The sequence below is a fragment of the bacterium genome (genome assembly GCA_016699125.1).
Taxonomy (GTDB): domain Bacteria; phylum Babelota; class Babeliae; order Babelales; family Vermiphilaceae; genus AWTP1-30.
In genome coordinates, this window is sequence record CP064961.1 from 578,261 (window position 1) to 599,323 (window position 21,063).

Consider the following 21,063-nt stretch of genomic DNA (forward strand, 5'->3'; position numbering starts at 1 on the left):
ATAGTTGCCTACCAGTGTATCATCGATTTTAATTTTTGCATCAACACAAAGATAAACTCCGGGTTTACGTGGTCCTGAAATCGACGCGTAATCTAAAAATGTCGCATCATGTAAGTGCAGTGGCAAGTGTTCCAACTCGATGTAGATGATCCAATATAAGGGTGGGGAGGGAGTGTAGATGGATTTTTAGTCAATAGCCATGTCATCGTAACGAATACTGCGCAGCACCACATTCCCATCAAAATTTTTGTCGTGAACCGTTCACGATTGGCCATTACAAGTTCTATTTTTTTCTCAACCGCTTTAATCTGTTCATAGATCTCATGCTCTTGTGTCGTCAGAGCATAGAGTAAATCAGGATCATTATAAATGCGGGGGCTTTTTTTGCGAATAGCAATAATCGTTTGTGTATCGTACAAAAAGTCTATCTGATTCCGTAATCGAGCTCTCTGAGAAAGGTATGAATGGTCTTTTGGATCTTTGTGTACTTTTTTTAGTCGACGTTGTTTTTCAAAATTTGTTTTTAACAATACTGTTTCGTTCTTTTCATAAATATCCTGTATGATGCTATTATTTTCATCATAGAACAACCGTTCATTGACTTCGATGTCATCAAAGCATAAAGAAAGTTTGAGTATCTCCTGCCTGAGCTCCTTAGCTTGTGGGCCTGCCTGCTCTGCCTTGTTTAAAAACTGTACCGCTGCTCCTGACGATGCAAACGTTTTTTTAAAAAGGTCAGCAAATAGTTGATAATCGATTGGTTCGTTTTTCATCAATTTTTCATTAATCTGTTGTGCAAATTTTGCAGGATCATCTACTGGAAAATCGTTCGCGGTTTGAGTAGCATGAATAGCTTGAACTGCGATTGCACAGAAAAACAGCAAACTATTTTTATAGTTCATTTTGGGTCCTTTTTTTATCATTATTGCCTTCTCAAAAAAACGTTGCAAAACTGCCAAGCAAGCTAGTTTGCCAAAGACAGTATCTTTAGCAAGAATTTAATAACAGATGAACTGTTTAATGATTCCAAAGGTGAAGTATTATGAAGCTCTTTTTCTGCTGTGTTCGGTTTGTTATGAGTTTTTGAAGGCCTCTTGGCTTCCCGGAGAGCCCACTTGGCTTGTGAGATCGTTCTAAGCTCTTTTAGGTAAGCCCTTTCTTCTTGTATTAAAGCATCACTTAGTTTCTTATCGTGTCGTGCTTTTTGTGAGATAATACGATAAAATGAGATCCGAGACTTTTCACCCAAGAAGTTGGCTTTTTTATCCAAGAATTTAATTTCTTTTTCAAAAAATGCCACCTTTCCTTTTTTCTGTTTCTTTCGTAATTCTTCCTGTTGCTCATATCTTTTTAAGTGCTGTTTTTCAAGATTTTCATTCAAAAAAGCTTGATTGTCTTTGTCATAAACTTGCGTTATAATATCAGGATAGTCGCTGATTAACTGTTTATGAAGCGTTACATTATCAAAGCACAAAGAAAGCTTCACAAGTTCTTGTCTCAACTCTTTGATTTTAAACTCTCTTACATCTAAATTTTCTATTTTTGATGCACTTGTTTGCGGTGCTGCCTGCTTTGCCTTCTTTAAAAACTGTACTGCTTCTTCTGATGATGGAAACGAATTTTTTAAATGGTCACAGAGTGATTGATAGTCGAGGGTTTCATACCTTCTCAATTTTTCATTAATCTGTTGTGCAAATCTGGTTGGATTATCTGTTGAAAAATCAGCTGCATTTGCCATAACATGAGATGATTGAGCTGCAATCGCACCTATAAACAGCAAGCTATTTTTATAGTTCATTTTGGGTCCTTTTTATTTTTTAAATATCATTTTTACGAGGTTAGCCTTTGTAAACAGTCGGCTTCTGGACTCCTTTGTTGCATGCCACATTACTATTCCTGCACCAGCTATCCATGAAAGACCTGTAATGCCTGCAAAAAGACCTACACCGGTTCCAATTACAGCGGCGGTTATCCGAGCTGAAAGTTTTAGGCCCTTTGTTACCTCTTCCGTAAAGCTACCTACGGTCGCTGCCGCTTCTGATGACCCTTTTTCTTCTTTCATGTCTGCATCTGTATTGATTCGTAGTATGTCTTTGTTGCTGTTTTTACTTATTTCATTTTTGAAGGGGATTGATGCTATAGAGTTTTCAAATAGAAAAAAACAGGTAGCGATAAAGAATATTTTTTTAAACATTATTAATCCTTTTTTAACTTATGAAAATTAAAAAAAATTACAAATCATATTATGTATTATATCTTTTTTATTTTTTTAATCAACTATCGGTTTACTTTGTTTGTTAAAAGCGTTATATGGAAGGCTTTCAGACCAAAATTTTGATTATTGAGTGCAATGCCAAGTCAAAAAGTTTGATGTAGACAGTTTTAGCCTCACCATCGTCCTAAACAGAAACCTATTACGGCTGCGAACGTGCAATAGAGTGGATTTATTAACTTTAACACCATAGGCAATATTTTGAATGATAAACTATTTTTTATATGCTCAAAGGTTTCAAGTTTTGTTTTTTCAAGATTTTCAATGTCTTTGTTTGTTTGGCAGATTTGTAAGTTTAAAATATATGCATCATCAGAATCTTTGTCGATTTTTGAAAACAGATACAAGTTAAATGCTTGTCGTTCTTTTAAATGATTAATTCTTGTGTCAAAACGATTATTGATATGTTGTAGTGCATTTGGCAGAGTATTGTATAGGTTAGAAACAGTGACGTCGTAATTTTCTTGATAGCGAGTATCTATGAGTTTCATTTCAGCAATAAATTTATTCTCGCGTTGTTTTCCAAAATTGTACCAAAGTAGCTTATTATTTTTTGATTGTTTTTGTGTGGCAATTTGATACAAAATCTCTAAATTATCATGATCAAAAAATCGTTTGTCGAGCACAATATCTTCAACGCATAAAGAAAGCTTCATGCATTCGCTGAAAAACCATCTGTTTTGCGGTCCATACTGTTCAACCTCTTTTAAAAACTGTTGTGCTTTTGTTGGTGACTCAAATGTTTTAAAAAAGGTTTCATAAAAAAATTGATAATCCACTTCCACCTTGTTTTGTATTGTTTCTTCAAGTTGACGGGCAAATAGCGCAGGGTCATTTGAAAACTGTGCCAGGATCTGTAGCGATATGCAGCAGAAGAATATTGTTGTCTTTAAAAATTTCATCGACGATTCGCTTTTAATTATTTTTGCTGAGTTTTTGAAATATCTGAATTACTGGAGTCCATATTGAGTTGTGAAACATTTGACGCAGAACCAAACAATACAACATCCGCCGACTATCGAACTAATAATACTGTTAGAAAAAGGATAGTTTTCAAGGGGGTGATAGGTAGTTTTAACATTACTCTTTGGTATCACACTATCGCGTGCCCTTTTGGCAGCGTCACATAAGACTACTTGGGTATCAGGTTCATCTGTAAAATTGAATGCAACTTCATCCCAGTATGAATCATCGGCCCTTTTTTTTCTATGTTCAAAAAAGTGTATAAACTTTCTTCGTTCTACCGTGTCTTTAACTTCGTGGAGCGCTTTAGCAAGTGCACGTGGAGGAATAATTGACGGGATAGTATTAATAGTGCTCAATTCCTTAGCAAGCAAATAACGTACTTTTTGAGACTCTGTATGTGGAGTTGAAGCAAAGTAATGTTCAGTAGTAATATTAAACCAGATTTGATCTTCTAACGAAAGAGTTCCAAAGATATACTGTAAACGATCGAATGATAATGGTATAGTACCATCGATCATGCTTGTAACTTCTTCAATCAGATCAGTTTTTTGTTTGGCCGGTTCACAGATAGTATTGCCGTATATAAAAATACAACAGATCAAAATTAGTTTTTTCATAAATACAGTTTTTCCTGTGGTTGTATATTTTAAAGCTGTTCTTTTAGAATAATGCAATGGCTTTTTTTATCAAGCAAAAGGTTACTTTTTATAACCACACTCTTTGTTTGCGCAGCTTATTTTTCCGTTTTTATTTAACAAAAATGGCCAGTGACATTGTGGACAGGGTTCTTCTATCCATTGATCAAAGATTGCAAGTTTACATTTTGGATATCCTGAGCATCCCCAGAATTTACCACCTTTCCAGGCACGTTGTACAATATCTTTTTTACACAGTGGACATGCAAAAGGTGCTTTGGTCTGTTTTATGTATTTGCAATCTGGATAACCTGAACATCCGGTAAAAGGGCCGAATTTGCCTTTTAAAACGCGTAACTGTTTGCCGCATTGTGGGCAAGTTTCATCCAATAGTTGAGGTGCTTCTGTTGCAATCAAAGTGATATCTCCATTTTCTTCGCGTTTAAAGTTACTGGTAAATGAGCAGTCTGGATATCCTGAACAGCCGATAAACTCACCTGTTTTTCCATACAGAATGGCAAGTTTATTTTTTTTGCAGGTTGGGCAGTCCAGTTCGGTCATCTGAATAATTTTGCCAGCTTTTTTTGAATGTTTGTTCAAAAATGCTGAAAGTTCCTTTGAAAATCGTTTATAAAAGCCGCGTAGAAGTTTATCCCGTTCCAATGTGCCTTGTGCTATTTTATCAAGGTCTTCTTCCATGCGAGCGGTAAATTTGAGATCCATGATGTCCGGCAGATTTTCAGTGAGCATTCGTGTAACGGCCATACCAAGTTCGGTCGGTAAAAAGCGCTTTTTTTCAAGGGTTGTATACGATCGTGCTCTGATGGTGTTCAAGATTGTCGCATACGTTGACGGTCGACCAATGCCTGCTTTTTCCAACTCTTTTACCAATGAGGCTTCTGAATACCGTGCAGGTGCTTGTGTAAAATGTTGTTTAGGACTTATTTTTTTTGTAGAAACCGCTGTATTTGGTTTGACGTCAGGCAACACTGATTGCTTCTGATCTTCATCTTCTTCGTCAATGCCATATACTTTCAAGTACCCATCAAATAAAAGGGTAGATCCGGTGGCTTTAAAAATGAACTGGTCACCTTTGATGGTAATAGTTCTTTGTGCATACAGTGCTGCTTGCATCTGGCAGGCTACCGTTCTTTGCCAGATAAGTTCATACAGTTTTGCACTGTCTGAGTCGGCATATTTGTAAACAGTTTCAGGAGTAACAAAGATATCAATAGGTCGCACCGCTTCATGGGCATCTTGGGTTGTTCCCTTTTTGCCCTTTTTTTCATAGACGAGCGTTGTTTTTGGCAAATATTCTTTTCCAAAATTTTTTTCAATAAAAGGTCGAATCTGTTTGATTGCCGTTTCGGCAAGCCGTAATGAGTCGGTACGCATATAGGTAATCAAAGCTACGGGTGTTGTCGGATCTTGCAGTGGTATACCTTCATACAGTTTTTGGGCAACTTGCATTGTTTTTTTTACTGAAAAACCGAGTCGATTATACGCAGCCTGCTGCAAACTACTGGTCATGAAGGGAGCGGCTGCATTTTTTTCTCTATTTTTGTCTGTGACTGTTTCGATTGAAAAGGTAGTTTTTTTGATCTTTTTGACGATTTCATCAGCCTGCTCAGTAGTTTTGATATCGATTGCATCTTTGCCAATATGGCTCAGATTTGCAGTGATAATCTCTTTTTCATAACCAAACTGTCCTTCAATGGACCAGTATTCTTCAGCTTTAAAAGCTCGAATTGCCTCTTCTCGGTCGCATATAATGCGCAGTGCGACCGATTGAACACGTCCAGCCGAAAGTCCTGGTGCAAGTTTTTTCCATAAAATGGGGGATACTTCATAGCCAACCCAGCGGTCCAGCGCTCTGCGTGCCTGTTGTGCTGCAACTTTGTTTTGATCGATGGTTGATGGATTGTCAATCGCACTTAAGATCGCCTGTTTGGTAATCTCGTTAAATGAGATTCGGTATACTTTGCACTCTTTTTTTATGACTTTTTCAATCTCCTGGTCGATGTGCCATGCGATGATTTCCCCTTCACGATCAGGGTCGGGCGCAAGATAGATTTCCTGAGCAGCACGTGCGGCTTTGGTAATTTCATTTACCATCTTGTCTTTACCTTCCAAAATGACATAGCTCAGCTCTATGTGCGCATCGGTGAGCGAGATTCCAATCTCTTTTGTTGGCAGATCCTTGATATGGCCCATGGTTGAAAGGATTTTATAATCGCTGCTTAAAAATTTGGCGATTGTTTTTATTTTTGCGGGAGATTCGACAATAATTAATTTTTTCATGTGCCACTTATTTTTGATTACTACCTATAGACTGTGTATCACATTGTAGAAGCATTTTCAAACTTTCAATATTCTATTCATTTTTATAATTTACTCAAGTATAAAATAAAAAGTCAACTGTTAAATTTTTCTGTTTAATACTATTCTTTTATTTAAAAGCTTTTTTCTGTTTTATAAAAAATTGTGATTATTTACAATCCGTAAGTATGATTCTGGGAAATAAAAAGCAACGGCGGCTTATGAAACGATGATCGCACATTTTGTGCATTACGTCGCATGATGTTATGACAAATCTATTGTCTTGGTCATTTCCGTATTACTTTTATCTGTTAATAGTGGGTATACGAGCTTGTTGTTCTGATCAACTGCAAAAGGACCTTCAAAATTGTTATACTCATCATATGAGATTTGTATAGTTTTGTTCAATATATTTTTCACAAACTCCTCCATCGTTTTTCTATAGCCGGCATCGGCGCAAACACCCTGTAAACTAGGGTATTTTTGCAAGGTCTCTTTAAAGACTGTGCATCCAGCGACTGTATCATGTATATTTGCTTCATGAACTGTTAATGTGTAGGAGATTGCCTTGTGTATCAACCACAATATGCCGCTTACGTCCTTTTATTTTTTTTTCCACCATCAATGCCTCTTTTTTCTGCAGCACTGGTGGTTTTGACGCTTTGTGAATCAATAATGCTATAACTGGGATTTTCATTTCTCCCTGTCTTCATGCGGCAGGCTTTGACAAGTTCATTCATAATACGTTCCCATATTCCCTTTAGTCTACATCTACGATAAAACGAATGCACTGTCGAATACGGTGGAAAATCTTTCGGCAGCATGCGCCATTGACAACCAGTTTTGATGATGTAAAACACAGCATTCACAAGCTCTCTTTTGCTGTATTTCTTTCTGTTTCCGTAGTTGCCACTGTCAAAATGATGTTCTATTACTTCCCATTCACTATCGCTTACGTCACTTGGATATTTCATGTTTATTCCATCTTGCTTTATTTATATCACTTTTTTATATTACAGATACCTTCAGTATATCACAGTTTTTTCATGAGTACGTTTTCTTAGTTGAAAATCTTCTTTGCACGACTCAAGCATTTTCGTAGCATTGCTACACATTTTGAAAAACTCGCTAGAAACTTCAAGTCTATGCTCTACATCGCATCTATGCACATATGGTTGAAGCTTTTATGCCCTACTAATTAAATTGAGGTCACACTGTACTTTTTTCTCAGGATAGATATCGTTTCACTGTCATTTTCTCCAGGTTTGATCTCCACACAGCGGTTTTGATAAACTAGCCAATTATTATCTTCTATAGTAAAAACGTTTTTTAATGGTTTATCTACAAATCGAGAATGATCCAACTGCCCACGAAAGAGGGTTTCAATTTGTTCAGAGGCATAAATGGTCTTCGCCATTTTTTTTAAAAAAAATGGTCGACTTATCACTATAATTATTCTTAGTTGATCTTCCAATGAAGGATATTGAAAAACAGATGGGTTATGTTCTGTGTCATGCACATAAATTACTGATTTTTGAAGCAAGTCAGAATTAGTTATGCTTATATAGCTGTTCAAGTTTATGTTACTTATTAGTTTTCTTCGTGTTGCAAACTCATCATCCCTAACAATATTTTGTAATACTGCCAACAAGGTATTATTGCGATCTGTGTTTATTTTTTCATACCATGACTTGATTGGCTTTATTAAAGTTTTTTTCTTTTTGTTAAGTTCTTTACAAGTAGCGCCTACTAAGCAAATTGTTTTATAATTAGGAATAATGATTGGAGTAAGTCGTCTTAATTGTGCCTCATTTCTTTCAATTGGATTATTGTGCCGCTGCCAGATATTGTCTGCTGCTTTATCGTTTTTATCGATCTGTGTTAGTTCAAGTGATTTTTCAGTGTTGTTTATTGCATTGTTTATATTGACAAATGCAAGTTCTGCGTAAACTGTTAAAGCTAGATATCCATTATGGCTTTCCATCTTATTCATTGGATACATTTGTATTACAAAATTAAGGGTGGATATATAGAATAGTTTTTTCATCTGTTTTTCACCTTTGCTTATAAATTTAATAACAACGCTATTGTTAATATATCCTAAATAAGAACTTTGTTTAAAGGTAAATTTTTTAAAAAATTTAAATTATAATGTTTGTCGGGTGAGACTCAAATTTTAAAACAAAAGGTTTTTTACAATGGTTTTTTCAAAAATATACGCTTGTGCATCGTTCTGTTTGTTGGCTCATATGTTTGTTGTAAGTATGGATACAACTGTCCACGAAGGATCATGGCGTGGTCCATTCGCATTAGAAGATTTTAGAGAGTTGCAGGTGTTGGATGGTTTATCCTTGTACTGTTATGACAAACATTTTTACGAGAAATTCTATGTTGATGATAAGCCTATTTTTGCTAAAAGTAAGTTTCAAATAGCCACTGATGTTCCATTGGATGTGATCAAAGAACTTGAGGACTTGGCAAGTAGATTTTTAGGGTCTACCAATGATATTCCAACATTGGAGGTGACTTTACTGACGGCAAAATACTGTTCTACCTTGAAACGCATTAATTTTTGGTACGGAGCATGTAAAAATCATAATTATAATCAAGAAGAATTCTTTGCCTTCTTCAAAAATATGGCAGAGGTTTATAAGGTTTTCTCTCCACAGCTGCGTAAACCAGGAATGACTGAGTATTATGCAGAAGATGCGTTGATGGTACAACTTGAGTCTTGTACAAAAGGACTAGCCAACAATGAAAAGGTCATGTTAAGTAGCATGTTGCTTTTGCCAGCTCGTTATACAAAAATAAAAACAAACCCTCATTATCCGGCATTACACGACAAGCTTTATAACCATGCTTTTACTGTATTGCCTTTCATTCGCTTGTTTAATATGTTTTTGATAGAAAAATATTACCAAGAAAAATATCCTGCTGTTTTTGCACAACTGTCTCAATCTAATCCTATTACTTCAAATCTTGAGGAATACACTGTTGATGAAGTAGAGTGTTTGCAAAGACTTAAAGTTATCAATCTATGTATTCTTGATCTTGGCGAGCGAATAAAAGAAAACAAGATCAAGTACATGGAAAAACTGCTCGAAGACGGTAAAAAGAATCAGAACAATGCTTTCTCAGACCGATGGTTCATGCTTAAGACCAAATGTAAGCTATTAAATGAACTTATTAATAAAAAAGGTTTTATGCTTCCGCGCTTCTTTTTGTCACCTGTGTTGCGTTTTATGATTGGTAGACTTGAAGATCCAAATGGTAACAGTACTATAAAATTTGCATATCCTAGTAGTTTTAACGTCCATCACTGTTATGTAGAATTTTTGGACACATTAGCAAAAAAAATAGATGAAATTGGTTTGCAAGCATATCAAAAGCAGAAAGAGACTTTGGAGGAACAGCTTTTACATTTAGACAAGCAAGATTGGTATGATTTGATTGGTTTAAAGGCTGTTTGGTCCCTGAGAATTATGGTGTATACTACGAAGATAATGATTTATGGAGAAAAAACTTATGGGACAAGTATTGCATCCAAAGGCCAGAACGACAGAGGCTGTGCGTAGAGAGATCCGTAATAGTAAAGAAAGTATAGTAAAAGCAGCAAAAAGATTTAATGTCAACCCAAAAACAATAATGAAATGGAGAAAGCGAAACGATACAAAAGATCTGCCAATGGGCCCCAAAAAGGTAAAATCCACGGTTCTTTCAGAAGTTGAAGAGGAAACAATAGTAGCATTCAGGAAAACGACGGGGCTGCCTTTGGATGATGTTTTATATAGCTTACAAGAAACTATTCCTCATTTGAGCAGATCGAGTCTTCATCGTTGTTTGAAGCGTCATGGCTGTTCTGTTTTACCTAAACAATCGACATCAGCTTCTGCGACAAAAAAGAAATTTAAGCAGTATCTCATCGGTTATTTTCATATAGATATTGCAGAAGTAAGAACAGCTGAAGGTAAGTTGTATCTGTATGTCGCAGTCGATAGAACATCAAAATTTGCGTATGCAGAGCTTCATGAAAGTCCTACCAAATTGATTGCGGCAGGGTTCCTACGCAATCTTATTAAAGCCGTCCCATACAAAATACATAAAATACTTACAGATAACGGTATTCAATTTACTAATCATGCTCATCATACAAAGGCATTGCCTCACATCTTTGAGCGTGTTTGCAATGAACATCAGATAGTACACAGAAAAACCAAAGTGAAACATCCTTGGACCAATGGGCAGGTTGAGCGAATGAATAGAACTCTCAAAGATGCTACTGTAAAGACTTTTCATTACGCTTCAAATTGCGAGCTAAAGCAGCATTTGCATTCCTTTTTAATGGCCTTTAACTTTGCTAAACGCCTCAAGGCTCTCAAAGGCAAAACCCCTTGGCAGTTTATTTTAAATGAGTGGACAAATCATCCAGAATATTTTACACTCGATCCAACCCATTACTTATTGGGATCAAACAGCTATCAAACAGCTTCAAAAAAATAATGAAAATTTAAAATAACTACCTTTGCAGAACTACTATTTGCATAATTTTGGTTATATTTTGTGTGATCATCTTTTCTATGGTACAGTCAATGTTAAACTGGATTTGTAAAAGGGAAAAAATGTTGAAAGAGCTTGCTTATTCGTGGAAGGAAGCAGTTTTGCTTGCGCGGGCTGATACATTAAAATTAGTGCTGTATTCATCTTACAAAACGATAAAAGCTACGTATAAAAATGTTCTCATCTATTTGTGGTTGCCGTATCTGTTGGCGTTATCTGTTCATTTTCAACAGCTGAATGGGCATCTGCAGTCGCCATCTGCAGTTTTTATGATTGCATTTTGCGATTTTTTATTACTCTTTTTGACCGTACTTCTGGTGCGGCCGTCAGTTGAGCGTAAAAATTATGCGTACCTTTTTTCAAAAACAAAAAGCTGTTTTGTGCCTTTCGTGCTATTAACGTTCATTTTTTTCCATCCCTTTTTTACACAACTGTTAGGATGGTTCGCACCGTTGTTCAAACTGATTGCAATTATCGCACTATTTTTTATGACCGATTCTGATGGCAGATGGTCTGAGCTTTATCGTTCGGTTGCTCGCGCAGTAAAAATGAGTCTGTATAATCTGCCGATCGTTCTGGTTGGTCTGATTTTTTATCTGTTACTTTTGCAAAAAAACACATGGATCATCATAATCAGTCCATTGATTATCGTATTATGGCTATTACCTGCTCTAGGTATGTTTTTGCTTTTTACTATCTTTTTTTTAAGCGAGTTCGTACATTTTTTAGCTCGTATTTTTAGCTTTGCTTGGATATTTGACTTTGCTTTTTGGGATAAGCTAAAACTACCTATCGTCGATTTTGCATTCTACGTTTTTTTAGGCGGAATGAAAGATATCTATTATTTTGTTTCGTATATTCATGCTCTTTTTTCATACTGGTCCGCTATTTTTGCGATACTTTTTTTGCCACTGCTGATTTCCTGCATTGGGGTATTTTATATTAAACGGGTTCATGATCAGTGTGACCTTTATTTTGGCAAGGAGTGGAAGTGAGCCAGTTATTTGTACTTATGCATACCTTTGTCTCGCGATTGTTACTTATCGTGGTATGCCTACTGTTTTTTCCTATTGTTTTTTGTATTGCACTGCTTTCACCGCAGGTGCGCTTTAGTAATAAGATAGTATTTTTCTTTGTGAATCTTTTTTACAAGCTTGTTTTGCGTTGTGTATTGGTTCCGATTAGCTATAAAAACAACGGCAGTACTGTATTTGAAAAGCCGGCAATCATTATTGCCAATCATCAATCTTCTCTTGATATTCCATTGGTTGGACTGTTGCTTGGAAAAAGGGGGCATTTTTGGCTTGCACGACATGAGCTGATGGATTCATTTGTTTTGCGCTATACGTTGCCGATTTTTGCCCAAGTGGTCAATGTTTTGAGTCCACGTCTGGCCGCAGTTTCATTAAGAAAAGTAGTGCGAACTGCAATGCAAACAGGGGCGCATGTGGTACTGTTTCCAGAAGGGAGTCGATCGTTAGATGGAGCCTTGCAACCTTTTTTTGATGGCTATGTCTGGTTGGCAAAGCAACTCAAGCGCGCAGTCATTCCCGTGTATATTCATGATGCATACAAAGTTTATCCACGTAATAGTTTTTTGATTAAAAAAGTACCGATCACCGTTACGGTTGGTGAGCCATTATTATACAATGAAAGTGATAAAGGGGCATCACTGAAAGCATCGGTGGACCAGTGGTTTGCAAGTCAAAATCGGCAGGGATGAAATCATCTTATTTTTTGGTATACTCACAACATATGTTTTCAAAATAAAGAATGGGTGTATGTTCGATACTTTCTTTTTTCAGTTTGGATCACCAGAGGCGTTTTATGTCAGTATCCCGATGATGCTGACTGCATTTTTTATTCGCCGTTTTTTTTATAAACCGATTACCTATCGCTATACACTTGTTGATGTGTTTGCATCGCGCATGGAAAGTACAAGGCCCTGGTTTTTGTATGTTTTAGATTTTTTAAGATATGGAGTTTTTGCTCTGCTTTTTCTGCTTGCCGGAAAGCCACACATTGTCGATAAAACTTCTCAACTTCCCGTTGAAGGGATCGATATAGTGTTGGTGCTGGATGTTTCTGGAAGTATGCAATATATGGATTATGATGAACAGAAAAAATCACGTATTGATATTGCAAAAGAGGAGGCGGTTCGCTTTGTTTCGAGTCGAGTAAATGATGCGATTGGGCTTGTTATTTTTGGTAATGATGCGATGTCACGGTGCCCCATTACCTCAGACAAATGCATGTTGAAAAAGTTAATTAATGAGTTGGCAATCGGTATTGTTGATCCAGAAGGTACCGTGCTTGCTCGTTCGATTATCACTGCAGCCAATAGATTAAAGCAGTCACAGGCAAAAAATAAGGTTATGATTGTTTTAACAGATGGCGAGCCGAGTGATCAGGACCTTGATATTTCTGTTGCGATTAAAGTAGTCAAAGAGTTGGAAATTAAAGTATATACAGTCGGCATTGGCTCTGAAAAGGAGGAGTTTTTGATGCATCCATTTTACGGTCTTGTTCCAAAACCAAAAGTGAATGCTGAGCTGCTTTCTTTTATTGCCAACCAGACGGGTGGACAGTTTTTTATGGCTCGCAATGCAAAAGACATGCGAAAAGTATATGATACGATTGATCAACTTGAAAAAACAAGGCATGATGTTCCTGTATTTGGCAGATCTTATGACCTGCTTTTTCCCATTGGATTTACAGCATTTGTATGCTTGATGCTTTATCTGATTTTGTCGATTGGAGTGTGGTTTCAGTTATGATGAACGAGCTTTTTTCAAGCATTATCTGGGTCGATGCAGGTCAGCATTGGTGGTTGCTAGTTCCGGTATGTTGTGCAATTGGGCTGCTGTTTTTTAAGGTTTTTAAAACGTTAAACATTGTCGCTTTGATTGCACCTGCAGGTAATAAAATGAAACTATTAAAACATTTTTCTTATACAAAAGTATACATAAAAGCACTTCTGATGTGCTTGACTGTTTTGCTGTTGTATGCTGCATTAATGCGGCCGCAATGGGGTAAAAAGGATGAGGTCTTGAAACAGACGGGCCGCGACCTTTTTATTGCACTGGATATTTCACGAAGTATGCTCGTGACGGATTGTCCGGAACAGCGGCTTGCGTGTGCAAAGAAAAAGATCAAAGAGCTTGTCGCAGTTTTATCTTGTGAACGAATAGGACTGATCCTGTTTTCTGGTTCGGCGTTTATTCAGTGTCCATTGACCACGGATTATGGGGCGTTTTTTCTATTTTTGGATACTGTTGATGTTGAAACAATCGCCTCTGGAGGAACGTCATTACAAAAAGCAATAACCACAGCGCTTGATGTCTATCAAAGTATGCCGAGTAAAAAAAATAAACTATTGGCAATCTTTTCGGATGGTGAAGACTTTTCTCAGGATATGCTTTCGGTCAAAAATCGTGCACAGCAAGAAGGCTTATCTATATTTACGGTTGGGATTGGAAGTATTGAGGGTGGACCAATTCCATTATTTGATGAAAAAGGCAAACTCAAGGGGCATCAAAAAGATACTCATGGCTCAGTGGTGATCTCACGATTGAATGAAAAGAGTTTATATGACCTTTCTATTGCTGTTGGCGGGCATTATGTTCGTGTTTTGTCGCATGATACAGCCGACGTGATGACTATTGCTAAAAAAGTAGCTGCTTTTGAAAAAGAGCAGTTTGAAGATATCAAGCATCACTCGTTCATCGATCGATACCATTGGTTTGTTGGCGGAGCGTTAACCTGTTTATTGATTGAGTGGATACTATGAAAAATGTTCTCATATTGCTGTTATGTCAGCCGTTTCTTGTTGAGGGTTTTTTTGATCGTTTACGAGCTTTTGAGGCAATGAAAAATGGGAAGTTTGACATTGCAGCCGAATACATTAATGACCTTTTGGTACATGATCCTTATAATGCTGAGTTGCTTTATGACGCTGGCATGTGTGCCTACCGACTTACAAAGTATGATGTTGCAGAACGGTATTTTGTCTCTGCCGCTGAGCATGCGAATAATAATACCGAAATACAGGCTCAAAGTTGGTACAATGCTGGTAATGCGGCATACAAACAGTCTCAGTTTGATCGAGCAGTTCAGTATTTTCAAAATGCGCTTGATGTAAATCCTGATGATCAGTATGCAAAACACAATAAACAGAAGATGGAAGAGTTAAAGCAGCAGCAAAAAGAAAATTCTGATTGTTCTTGTGATAATAAAGACCAAAATAAGAATGATGAAAACAAGCAAGATAAAAAAGATAATGACAGCAAAACAGACGAAACAGAAAATGATTCAAAAAATAAGAATGAAGAGTCTGATAAAAAGAAAAACAGGCAGGATCAATCGAAAGATAAACAAAGCGATAAAAACGAACAGCAAGAAAATAATGATAAACAAAAGTCGAATCAATCGCGTGATAAAGAACAAAAAGATGGTCACAATGATAATAAAAAAAATCAGAAAAAAGATAACATGAGCAAGGATCAGCAAAAACAGTCAAAACAGAATGAGAAAGATAACTTAAGTGATCAGCAAAATAAAAATAACAGTAATCAAAACACAAAACCTGAAAAAGAGGAAGAGACGGAACCTGGGTCATCGGGTCAAAAAGATCAGTCAGTAGATGATAAAAAACAGGATCAAAGTCAATCGCACGCAGCTGATACCACTGGTAAAAACCAGCAATCAAAGAGCACTACCAATGCTGGTGGATCGGATGAATCTGCTGATCATACACCAAAAAAAGAGGAACAAAAAGCTCTGTCTTTGGGTACAGCGCGTATTTTAGAAGAACAGGAAAAAAGCGATAAACAGGCAAATGCCCAGATGATTAAAGCGCTGATACGATCAAAAACTGAAGGAACGCGTGATGATAAAAACTGGTAATCTGCTTTTTTTTACTACATTTTTTATTGAAATGGCGGCTGTTTCAGTTAATCTTTCGGTATTGGATATGAACTCGGTTCCTATTCAAAAAGTTTCGGTTGGCGTTCCGTTTCAGATAAAAGTACATATCAAGAATGCAGGAATGAGTACGCCGGTGCCAACTGTTGAAGGTCTTGAGCAGATCAACGGAAAACGGACTGGCATGCAGATGTCAAATGTAAATGGTGTGACAACGGTGACGTACATGTATGTTGCTCAGGCAGGCGAACAGAAGCAGTATACGATCGGTCCTGCAAAAGTTATCATTGCAGGTAATACCTATCATTCAGATTCTGTAGAACTTGAAGCGGAAACAAAAGTGGCATCCTCTACAAAACAAAAAGGTGCAAAAACAAAGCAGAAGGACCAGAAAAATCAACCGTTCATGAAAACGGTTATTGTTATTGATCATCGATTATACCAAGGTGAAAAAATACCATGTATGGTGCGTTTTTATTGTCCGGCAAAGATGCAGGTTACTTTGAAAAATGTACAGATTCCTCAACTTGATGGAATACATATTGAACAAAAAGGTGCGCAGCTTGAGGGTGTTGAGTTGATTGGTCAAAAGCCTTTTAAGTATCTTGAATGGCAGTTTGATCTTCTGTTTACAAAAGCGGGAGACCTACTCTTAAAGCCGTTTCATGCAGAATATGCGATTGAAGATGATCAGCAGGCTTCCTTGTTTTCAGGGTTTGCTTTTATGTTTCAACAACAGAAAAATAAGCATGTGTATACCGATGCTTTAACGCTTGAGGTTGCCCAAGTGCCGCTCTATCAACAGCAGGAGGTGATCGCTGTTGGTGAATTTACTTCCTTTGATATAACTGTTTCCACACGGTTTTTGCATGTTGGTGATGCACTTGTGTTATCGGCTAGCTTGACTGGGCAAGGGAATATGCATATGCTTGAGCACCCACCTCTTCAAAATATGCCTTTGCAGCTGCGTGCTTTTGAGTCGCAGGTTCGATCAGAACAGCATAAAGAAGAAGTAAAAACATTTGAATATGTCGTACAGGCTGTGCATGATGGAGTTGTGACTATTCCATCACAAACATTTATCTTTTTTAATCCTAAACTTGAAAAGCATCTGCTTTTAAAATCAAAAGCGGTTGATCTTATGATAAAAGCAAAAGATCTTTCTCATTCGGTCATACAAAACGATCAACAGGCAGAGCAACAGACTCCTGACGGAGCTGTGAAATCGGTACAGGATAATGCGGACGAGACACAGAACATAGCTACTGAAAATCTTGTCTGTACAGATCTATCTACTGGGTACTATGGAGCAGTTGGCCTGCCGGATTGGCTTTTTTATTTTGGTATTTTTTTACTGTTTTATAGTTTCCTCTTTCATCCTCTTATCTTGTTTTTTATTGGCTACAGTATTCCTTCTTATCGCAGAAAAACAGCCTACAGAAGAACCTTTCAAGCATTATATGGATTTGAAAAGCACAAAAGAGTAGATATGATTTTCCCTGTTTTAGCGCAGTTTTTTTATGATCGGGGTGTACTTACTCAAAAAGAGCAGCAGGAATTCTTTTTTATAAACGAATTGGAGACAAAATGTTCATTTTCATCTGAGCATGAGCGTGTGCGGTTTAAAAAATTTGTTGCCGATATTATAGAATCTACATACATGTACAATAAACGGTCGATACAGCAGAGTCTCTGGACAGAGACCTATCATTGGATAAGATTTTTTAAGCAAAAGGGTTTGTGAAAATGTTGATATTCCTTCTTTTGTATCTATGCCAAACAGGAGTTGCGGTTGCAGGTTTTAATGTCAACTCCTTTGGTGAGGCTGTCTCTTTGTACGATGATAAGCAGTACCAGGCGGCATTAGGTCTGTTTGAAAAAATAGAGCCAAAAACTCCGGCTGTTTTTTTGAACATGGCTTTGTGCCATTTTTATATAGGTAATAAGGCAAAGTCATATGCATTGTTTCGTTTTATTATGCGTCATGGTGGGCGGACGCTTGCAGTTCGTGCCAACCAGTTTTTAAAAACCTTTCTGCTTGAGAATGCACAACAGGCACAACCTCATCCATTGTGTTGGTCAAACAACAGAATGCATCAAATGCTTTTTTCTGTTATTGAATCGGCACAGTGGATACCTGTGATTTTTTGGCAATGTATAATCATTTTTTGCCTGTTCTGTTTTCTTTTTTTTGTAACTAATTATGCTCGGGTTACGATTTTTTATAAACGCTTATGTAGCTTTTTAAGTCTCCTGTTGCTGCTTTTCTTTTCTTATGCCTTTTATGTTAAACAGGCATGTTACGGAGTGACGTTACAAGCAACAGAGGTACGTGTTGGACCTTCTGATGCTTTTGAGGTTCGAATGGTGGTGCCAGCGTCTGTTGAATGTGTTATTAAAGGGTATAAAAAAGGGTGGGCACATATAGTTTTTAATACGGTAACGGGCTGGGTTCTGTCAGAGGCAGTGTGGACGGTAGAACGTGATTATACACATGTGGAACTGCATGAATGGAAATCATAAAAAATATACGCATTCTGTTTCTTTTTTTCATCTGGTTACCACTACATGCTTCTATGTGGCTCCGCTTTTGTGTATTCTGCTTGTGTATGAGTTGATACTGATAAAGGTGACGTTTGATGAGCTTGTTCAGATGGTGCAGTTGTATCGTATACGCGTGGACCTATGTGATGACCTTTTGAATAATGAATTTGTATGTGGTTCATGTAGTTATTCTAATACAATGGCACAGTCTGATGATGCATTTTGCCAGCAAGACCAGTTGCCGAATAATTTTTTACTATTAAATCGCACCGCAGGATATCTGTATGAATCGGCATCCGATTTTTTTAAAAGTCAGCAGCTTGATCTGCTTTTGCGTTCGTTTGATGAACAGTTTTTAGACGGTCAGAGCACTGTTAGGTCTAAAAAAAGCAGCGTCACCCTGGTCAAACATCGTCACAAGGCAAAACAAAAAATAGTTCCACGCAAGAGACAGTTTGTCTTTCAAACGAACGGTTTTTTACATTGGCCGATTGAAAAAGGAAAATTTTGGCTTTCTTCTTTGTTTGGCCCACGAAAAAAAAGAGATGGGTCTATCGGTTTTCATCATGGTATTGATATGGCTGCGGTGAAAGGAACGCCTGTGCTTGCCGCTGCCGATGGAGTGGTCGTTGAAGCGCGGTACAACGGTGGATTTGGTAATTCGATTTTACTCAGACACGAAAACAGACTGATGACTCGGTATGCGCATCTACATTCAGTTCTGGTGAAACGTGGACAAAAGGTCACCCGGTCAATGATCATTGGTACGGTCGGTGAAACGGGGCATATTCGTAAAAAGACACGCGATGGTTCGCATTTGCATTTTGAAGTTTTTCAGTATAATCGAAGAATGAATCCATTGAGATGGCTGCCACATGGATAAAGTTGATAATGAAAAATTTTTGTAATAGGTTTATACTTAGTAAAATTTTACTTGTAACATGAAAGGATTTTGCGATTATGTATCAGCAAAAAGATAAGAAATCATTTTTAGACCAGGCCATAGAATTTATTCTGCTGCTTGCACTTATATTTTTAGTGCGCACGTTCTTCTTTGGTTTATATCAGGTTCCGACACCATCGATGGAAACGACCATGCTTGTTGGTGATCGCTTTTTTGCCGATAAGTTAACATACTGGTTTCGCAGTCCACGTCGTGGAGAGATCATCGCTTTCAATGACCCAGAATTTGAATATTCGAAGAATAAGTTTGTAAGCTTATTTCAAAAATATGTGTGGGGGCCTTCAAACTGGACAAAGCGTGTTATTGCCGTTCCTGGTGACATTGTAGAAGGTAAGGTTGAAAATGGAAAACCGGTTATTTATGTGAATGGTAAACTTCTGGATGAACCATATGTTAATAGGTTGCCGCTGATTCACCTTTGGACCGACGATCCTGAAAAGTTGCGTGCGCAGATCGAAACGGAGCTGAGTGCGGTGATGAGCAGAGGGCGTATGTATGGCCTTGATATTGAACAGCTTTTGATGCAAAAGTGGGCACAAAAAACGACTTTTCGATCATATGATCCGGCGGCGTCATATATAGATCAACCGTTTTATCGGATTGATGAAAAACGAATCATCAAAAATCAGCAGCAAAAACCTGAACTGTTGTACCCGGCTACTCAGATCAACCAGGCAAATGATCGGCAGGCAGTTGCAGGCAATAAGCGATATTGGAATAAGTCTGATACCTTTTATATTGAACTTGCTGCTGATGAATACTGGTGCATGGGCGACAATCGTCTAGGTAGCAAAGACTGCCGTTTCTTGGGACCGATAAAAGCAGATCAGATTCATGGACGTATTGTGTTTCGTATCTGGTCGCTTGACAGTGATGAGTCATGGGCAGCAGTCGATCTTTTGAAGCATCCGATCGATTTCTGGACACGGCTCCGTTATTCCCGTTTTATGCAACCGGTGTATTAAAACAGGAGCGTATTTTTAAATATATTTGTAGATTTTGTGATAAAAAACTGTGTGTGAGCTGTTGTGGGTGCAACGGTTCATATGCAGTTTTTTTATAAAAAAGTTGAAAAAACCTTTTTTTAAGGTACTTTTAATCTTTGAAGTGAGACGTTATGGTTATAGTTTTTGTGCATCACAAATAAGGATATACATATGCTGAAAAAAAAGATTTTAGGGCTGTTGTTGTTGATAGGTGGTTGGTTTGGAGCTGGATTGGGGATGGAACAGGATGAATGGTATTCTGGTACATCTCATATTCGCAAACTTGAAGGTGATCGACAACAACGATTAACAGTGATAAATGACCAACAGACTTATCGTGGAAGTACTCAGCAGTCTCATATCTTTCAATTTGAAGATGTACGGTATGAAATAAAAAAAGATGTATGGCAAAAACGTGTAGAATCTGGGTCTTTTCCAGCAGGCGCCACAGATGAGGTGGCCATACAGAACGAATTTGATTCCTCCGTGCAGAAGCAAGTCTATGAAGGATTACCTAAACAATGCAATGGTTTTTTTCAAACGTTAGCTTCTTATTTGACATGGTTTGGAATAGGTTATTTCTTTACCCCTGTGCTTCAGTCAGATGTTAATAAAGAAGACCTCAAGGCAAACGATAATGCACCTTTCTTTACAGACTGGAAACTGAAGAGTAAAGAAAAAGAAACGCTAAAAAGCCCGAATTTCAATCCGCATTATGGAGTGACTTCATGGTTTCAGGCGCATCCTTGGCTCTTAGCTGGAGGGGTTGGTATTTTTGGTATATGGGCAACATCTCATTTCAAAAACCATCAGCAAACTGGTAAATGGCTGCCTGGCCCTCCAAATCCAACATTCCAAGATCAAATGTCGAGTTTCATACAGCCATTTTTTAAATAA

The 21,063-nt window shown here is 37.5% G+C and carries 20 protein-coding genes and 2 pseudogenes; 13 read left to right on the forward strand and 9 right to left on the reverse strand.

All coding sequences use genetic code 11. The features are described from left to right. Positions 1–92: 92 nt before the first annotated feature. The 8 genes and pseudogenes from IPG37_02680 to IPG37_02715 all read right to left on the reverse strand — a co-directional run bounded on the left by IPG37_02680 (position 93) and on the right by IPG37_02715 (position 7,166). Positions 93–902 (reverse strand): hypothetical protein, encoded by an 810-nt coding sequence (locus IPG37_02680; protein ID QQR53345.1) that lies wholly within the window; start codon positions 900–902, stop codon positions 93–95. Positions 903–964: 62 nt separating this feature from the next. Then, positions 965–1,798, reverse strand: coding sequence for a hypothetical protein (locus IPG37_02685; GenBank protein QQR53346.1), 834 nt, complete (start codon positions 1,796–1,798; stop codon positions 965–967). A gap of 12 nt (positions 1,799–1,810) precedes the next feature. Further along, a complete protein-coding gene (locus IPG37_02690) occupies positions 1,811–2,194 on the reverse strand; it encodes a hypothetical protein (GenBank protein QQR53347.1) in 384 nt (127 codons plus the stop codon). A gap of 194 nt (positions 2,195–2,388) precedes the next feature. After that, positions 2,389–3,174, reverse strand: coding sequence for a hypothetical protein (locus tag IPG37_02695; protein ID QQR53348.1), 786 nt, complete (start codon positions 3,172–3,174; stop codon positions 2,389–2,391). Between the two features lie 48 nt (positions 3,175–3,222). Further along, a complete protein-coding gene (locus tag IPG37_02700) occupies positions 3,223–3,855 on the reverse strand; it encodes a hypothetical protein (GenBank protein QQR53349.1) in 633 nt (210 codons plus the stop codon). Positions 3,856–3,936: 81 nt separating this feature from the next. Continuing rightward, the gene (gene topA, locus IPG37_02705; protein QQR53350.1) at positions 3,937–6,174 is read right to left on the reverse strand and encodes a type I DNA topoisomerase; all 2,238 of its coding nucleotides are present in this window, start codon (positions 6,172–6,174) and stop codon (positions 3,937–3,939) included. 462 nt (positions 6,175–6,636) lie between these two features. Continuing rightward, positions 6,637–6,814, reverse strand: a pseudogene (locus IPG37_02710) (transposase). After that, positions 6,786–7,166: a transposase gene (locus IPG37_02715; protein QQR53351.1), complete on the reverse strand. Its 381-nt coding sequence runs from the start codon at positions 7,164–7,166 to the stop codon at positions 6,786–6,788. Before IPG37_02715 ends, IPG37_02710 begins: the two are co-directional and overlap by 29 nt. A 90-nt stretch (positions 7,167–7,256) precedes the next feature. On the opposite strand from IPG37_02715, the pseudogene IPG37_02720 reads away from it, so the two are divergent. Next, a pseudogene (locus IPG37_02720) lies at positions 7,257–7,394 on the forward strand (transposase). Here the strand turns inward: IPG37_02720 and IPG37_02725 are convergent. Further along, positions 7,391–8,239 (reverse strand): hypothetical protein, encoded by an 849-nt coding sequence (locus IPG37_02725; protein ID QQR53352.1) that lies wholly within the window; start codon positions 8,237–8,239, stop codon positions 7,391–7,393. The pseudogene IPG37_02720 and the gene IPG37_02725 overlap by 4 nt on opposite strands. A gap of 151 nt (positions 8,240–8,390) precedes the next feature. Here IPG37_02725 and IPG37_02730 point away from each other — a divergent pair, with 151 nt between their 5' ends. From IPG37_02730 to IPG37_02785, 12 genes are all read left to right on the forward strand, one after another. Beyond that, positions 8,391–9,767, forward strand: coding sequence for a hypothetical protein (locus tag IPG37_02730; protein QQR53353.1), 1,377 nt, complete (start codon positions 8,391–8,393; stop codon positions 9,765–9,767). Beyond that, on the forward strand, positions 9,718–10,692 hold the full coding sequence (locus IPG37_02735) for an IS481 family transposase (protein ID QQR54280.1): 975 nt from the start codon (positions 9,718–9,720) through the stop codon (positions 10,690–10,692). Before IPG37_02730 ends, IPG37_02735 begins: the two co-directional genes overlap by 50 nt. Positions 10,693–10,811: 119 nt before the next feature. Beyond that, entirely contained in the window at positions 10,812–11,744 is a 933-nt protein-coding gene (locus IPG37_02740; protein QQR53354.1) for a hypothetical protein, read from the forward strand. Beyond that, the gene (locus IPG37_02745) at positions 11,741–12,472 is read left to right on the forward strand and encodes a 1-acyl-sn-glycerol-3-phosphate acyltransferase (GenBank protein QQR53355.1); all 732 of its coding nucleotides are present in this window, start codon (positions 11,741–11,743) and stop codon (positions 12,470–12,472) included. Before IPG37_02740 ends, IPG37_02745 begins: the two co-directional genes overlap by 4 nt. A gap of 58 nt (positions 12,473–12,530) precedes the next feature. Then, positions 12,531–13,526 carry a VWA domain-containing protein gene (locus tag IPG37_02750; GenBank protein QQR53356.1) on the forward strand — a complete coding sequence of 332 codons (996 nt, stop codon included), beginning with the start codon at positions 12,531–12,533 and terminating at the stop codon, positions 13,524–13,526. Beyond that, a complete protein-coding gene (locus tag IPG37_02755) occupies positions 13,475–14,539 on the forward strand; it encodes a VWA domain-containing protein (protein ID QQR53357.1) in 1,065 nt (354 codons plus the stop codon). The genes IPG37_02750 and IPG37_02755 overlap by 52 nt, the downstream gene beginning before the upstream one ends. After that, positions 14,536–15,654: a tetratricopeptide repeat protein gene (locus tag IPG37_02760; protein ID QQR53358.1), complete on the forward strand. Its 1,119-nt coding sequence runs from the start codon at positions 14,536–14,538 to the stop codon at positions 15,652–15,654. Before IPG37_02755 ends, IPG37_02760 begins: the two co-directional genes overlap by 4 nt. Further along, positions 15,638–17,416: a BatD family protein gene (locus tag IPG37_02765; GenBank protein QQR53359.1), complete on the forward strand. Its 1,779-nt coding sequence runs from the start codon at positions 15,638–15,640 to the stop codon at positions 17,414–17,416. The genes IPG37_02760 and IPG37_02765 overlap by 17 nt, the downstream gene beginning before the upstream one ends. Positions 17,417–17,418: 2 nt before the next feature. After that, entirely contained in the window at positions 17,419–18,195 is a 777-nt protein-coding gene (locus tag IPG37_02770) for a hypothetical protein (protein ID QQR53360.1), read from the forward strand. Beyond that, a complete protein-coding gene (locus IPG37_02775; protein QQR53361.1) occupies positions 18,179–19,099 on the forward strand; it encodes a M23 family metallopeptidase in 921 nt (306 codons plus the stop codon). The genes IPG37_02770 and IPG37_02775 overlap by 17 nt, the downstream gene beginning before the upstream one ends. 77 nt (positions 19,100–19,176) lie before the next feature. Beyond that, positions 19,177–20,145: a signal peptidase I gene (lepB, locus tag IPG37_02780; protein ID QQR53362.1), complete on the forward strand. Its 969-nt coding sequence runs from the start codon at positions 19,177–19,179 to the stop codon at positions 20,143–20,145. 192 nt (positions 20,146–20,337) lie between these two features. After that, positions 20,338–21,063: a hypothetical protein gene (locus tag IPG37_02785; GenBank protein QQR53363.1), complete on the forward strand. Its 726-nt coding sequence runs from the start codon at positions 20,338–20,340 to the stop codon at positions 21,061–21,063.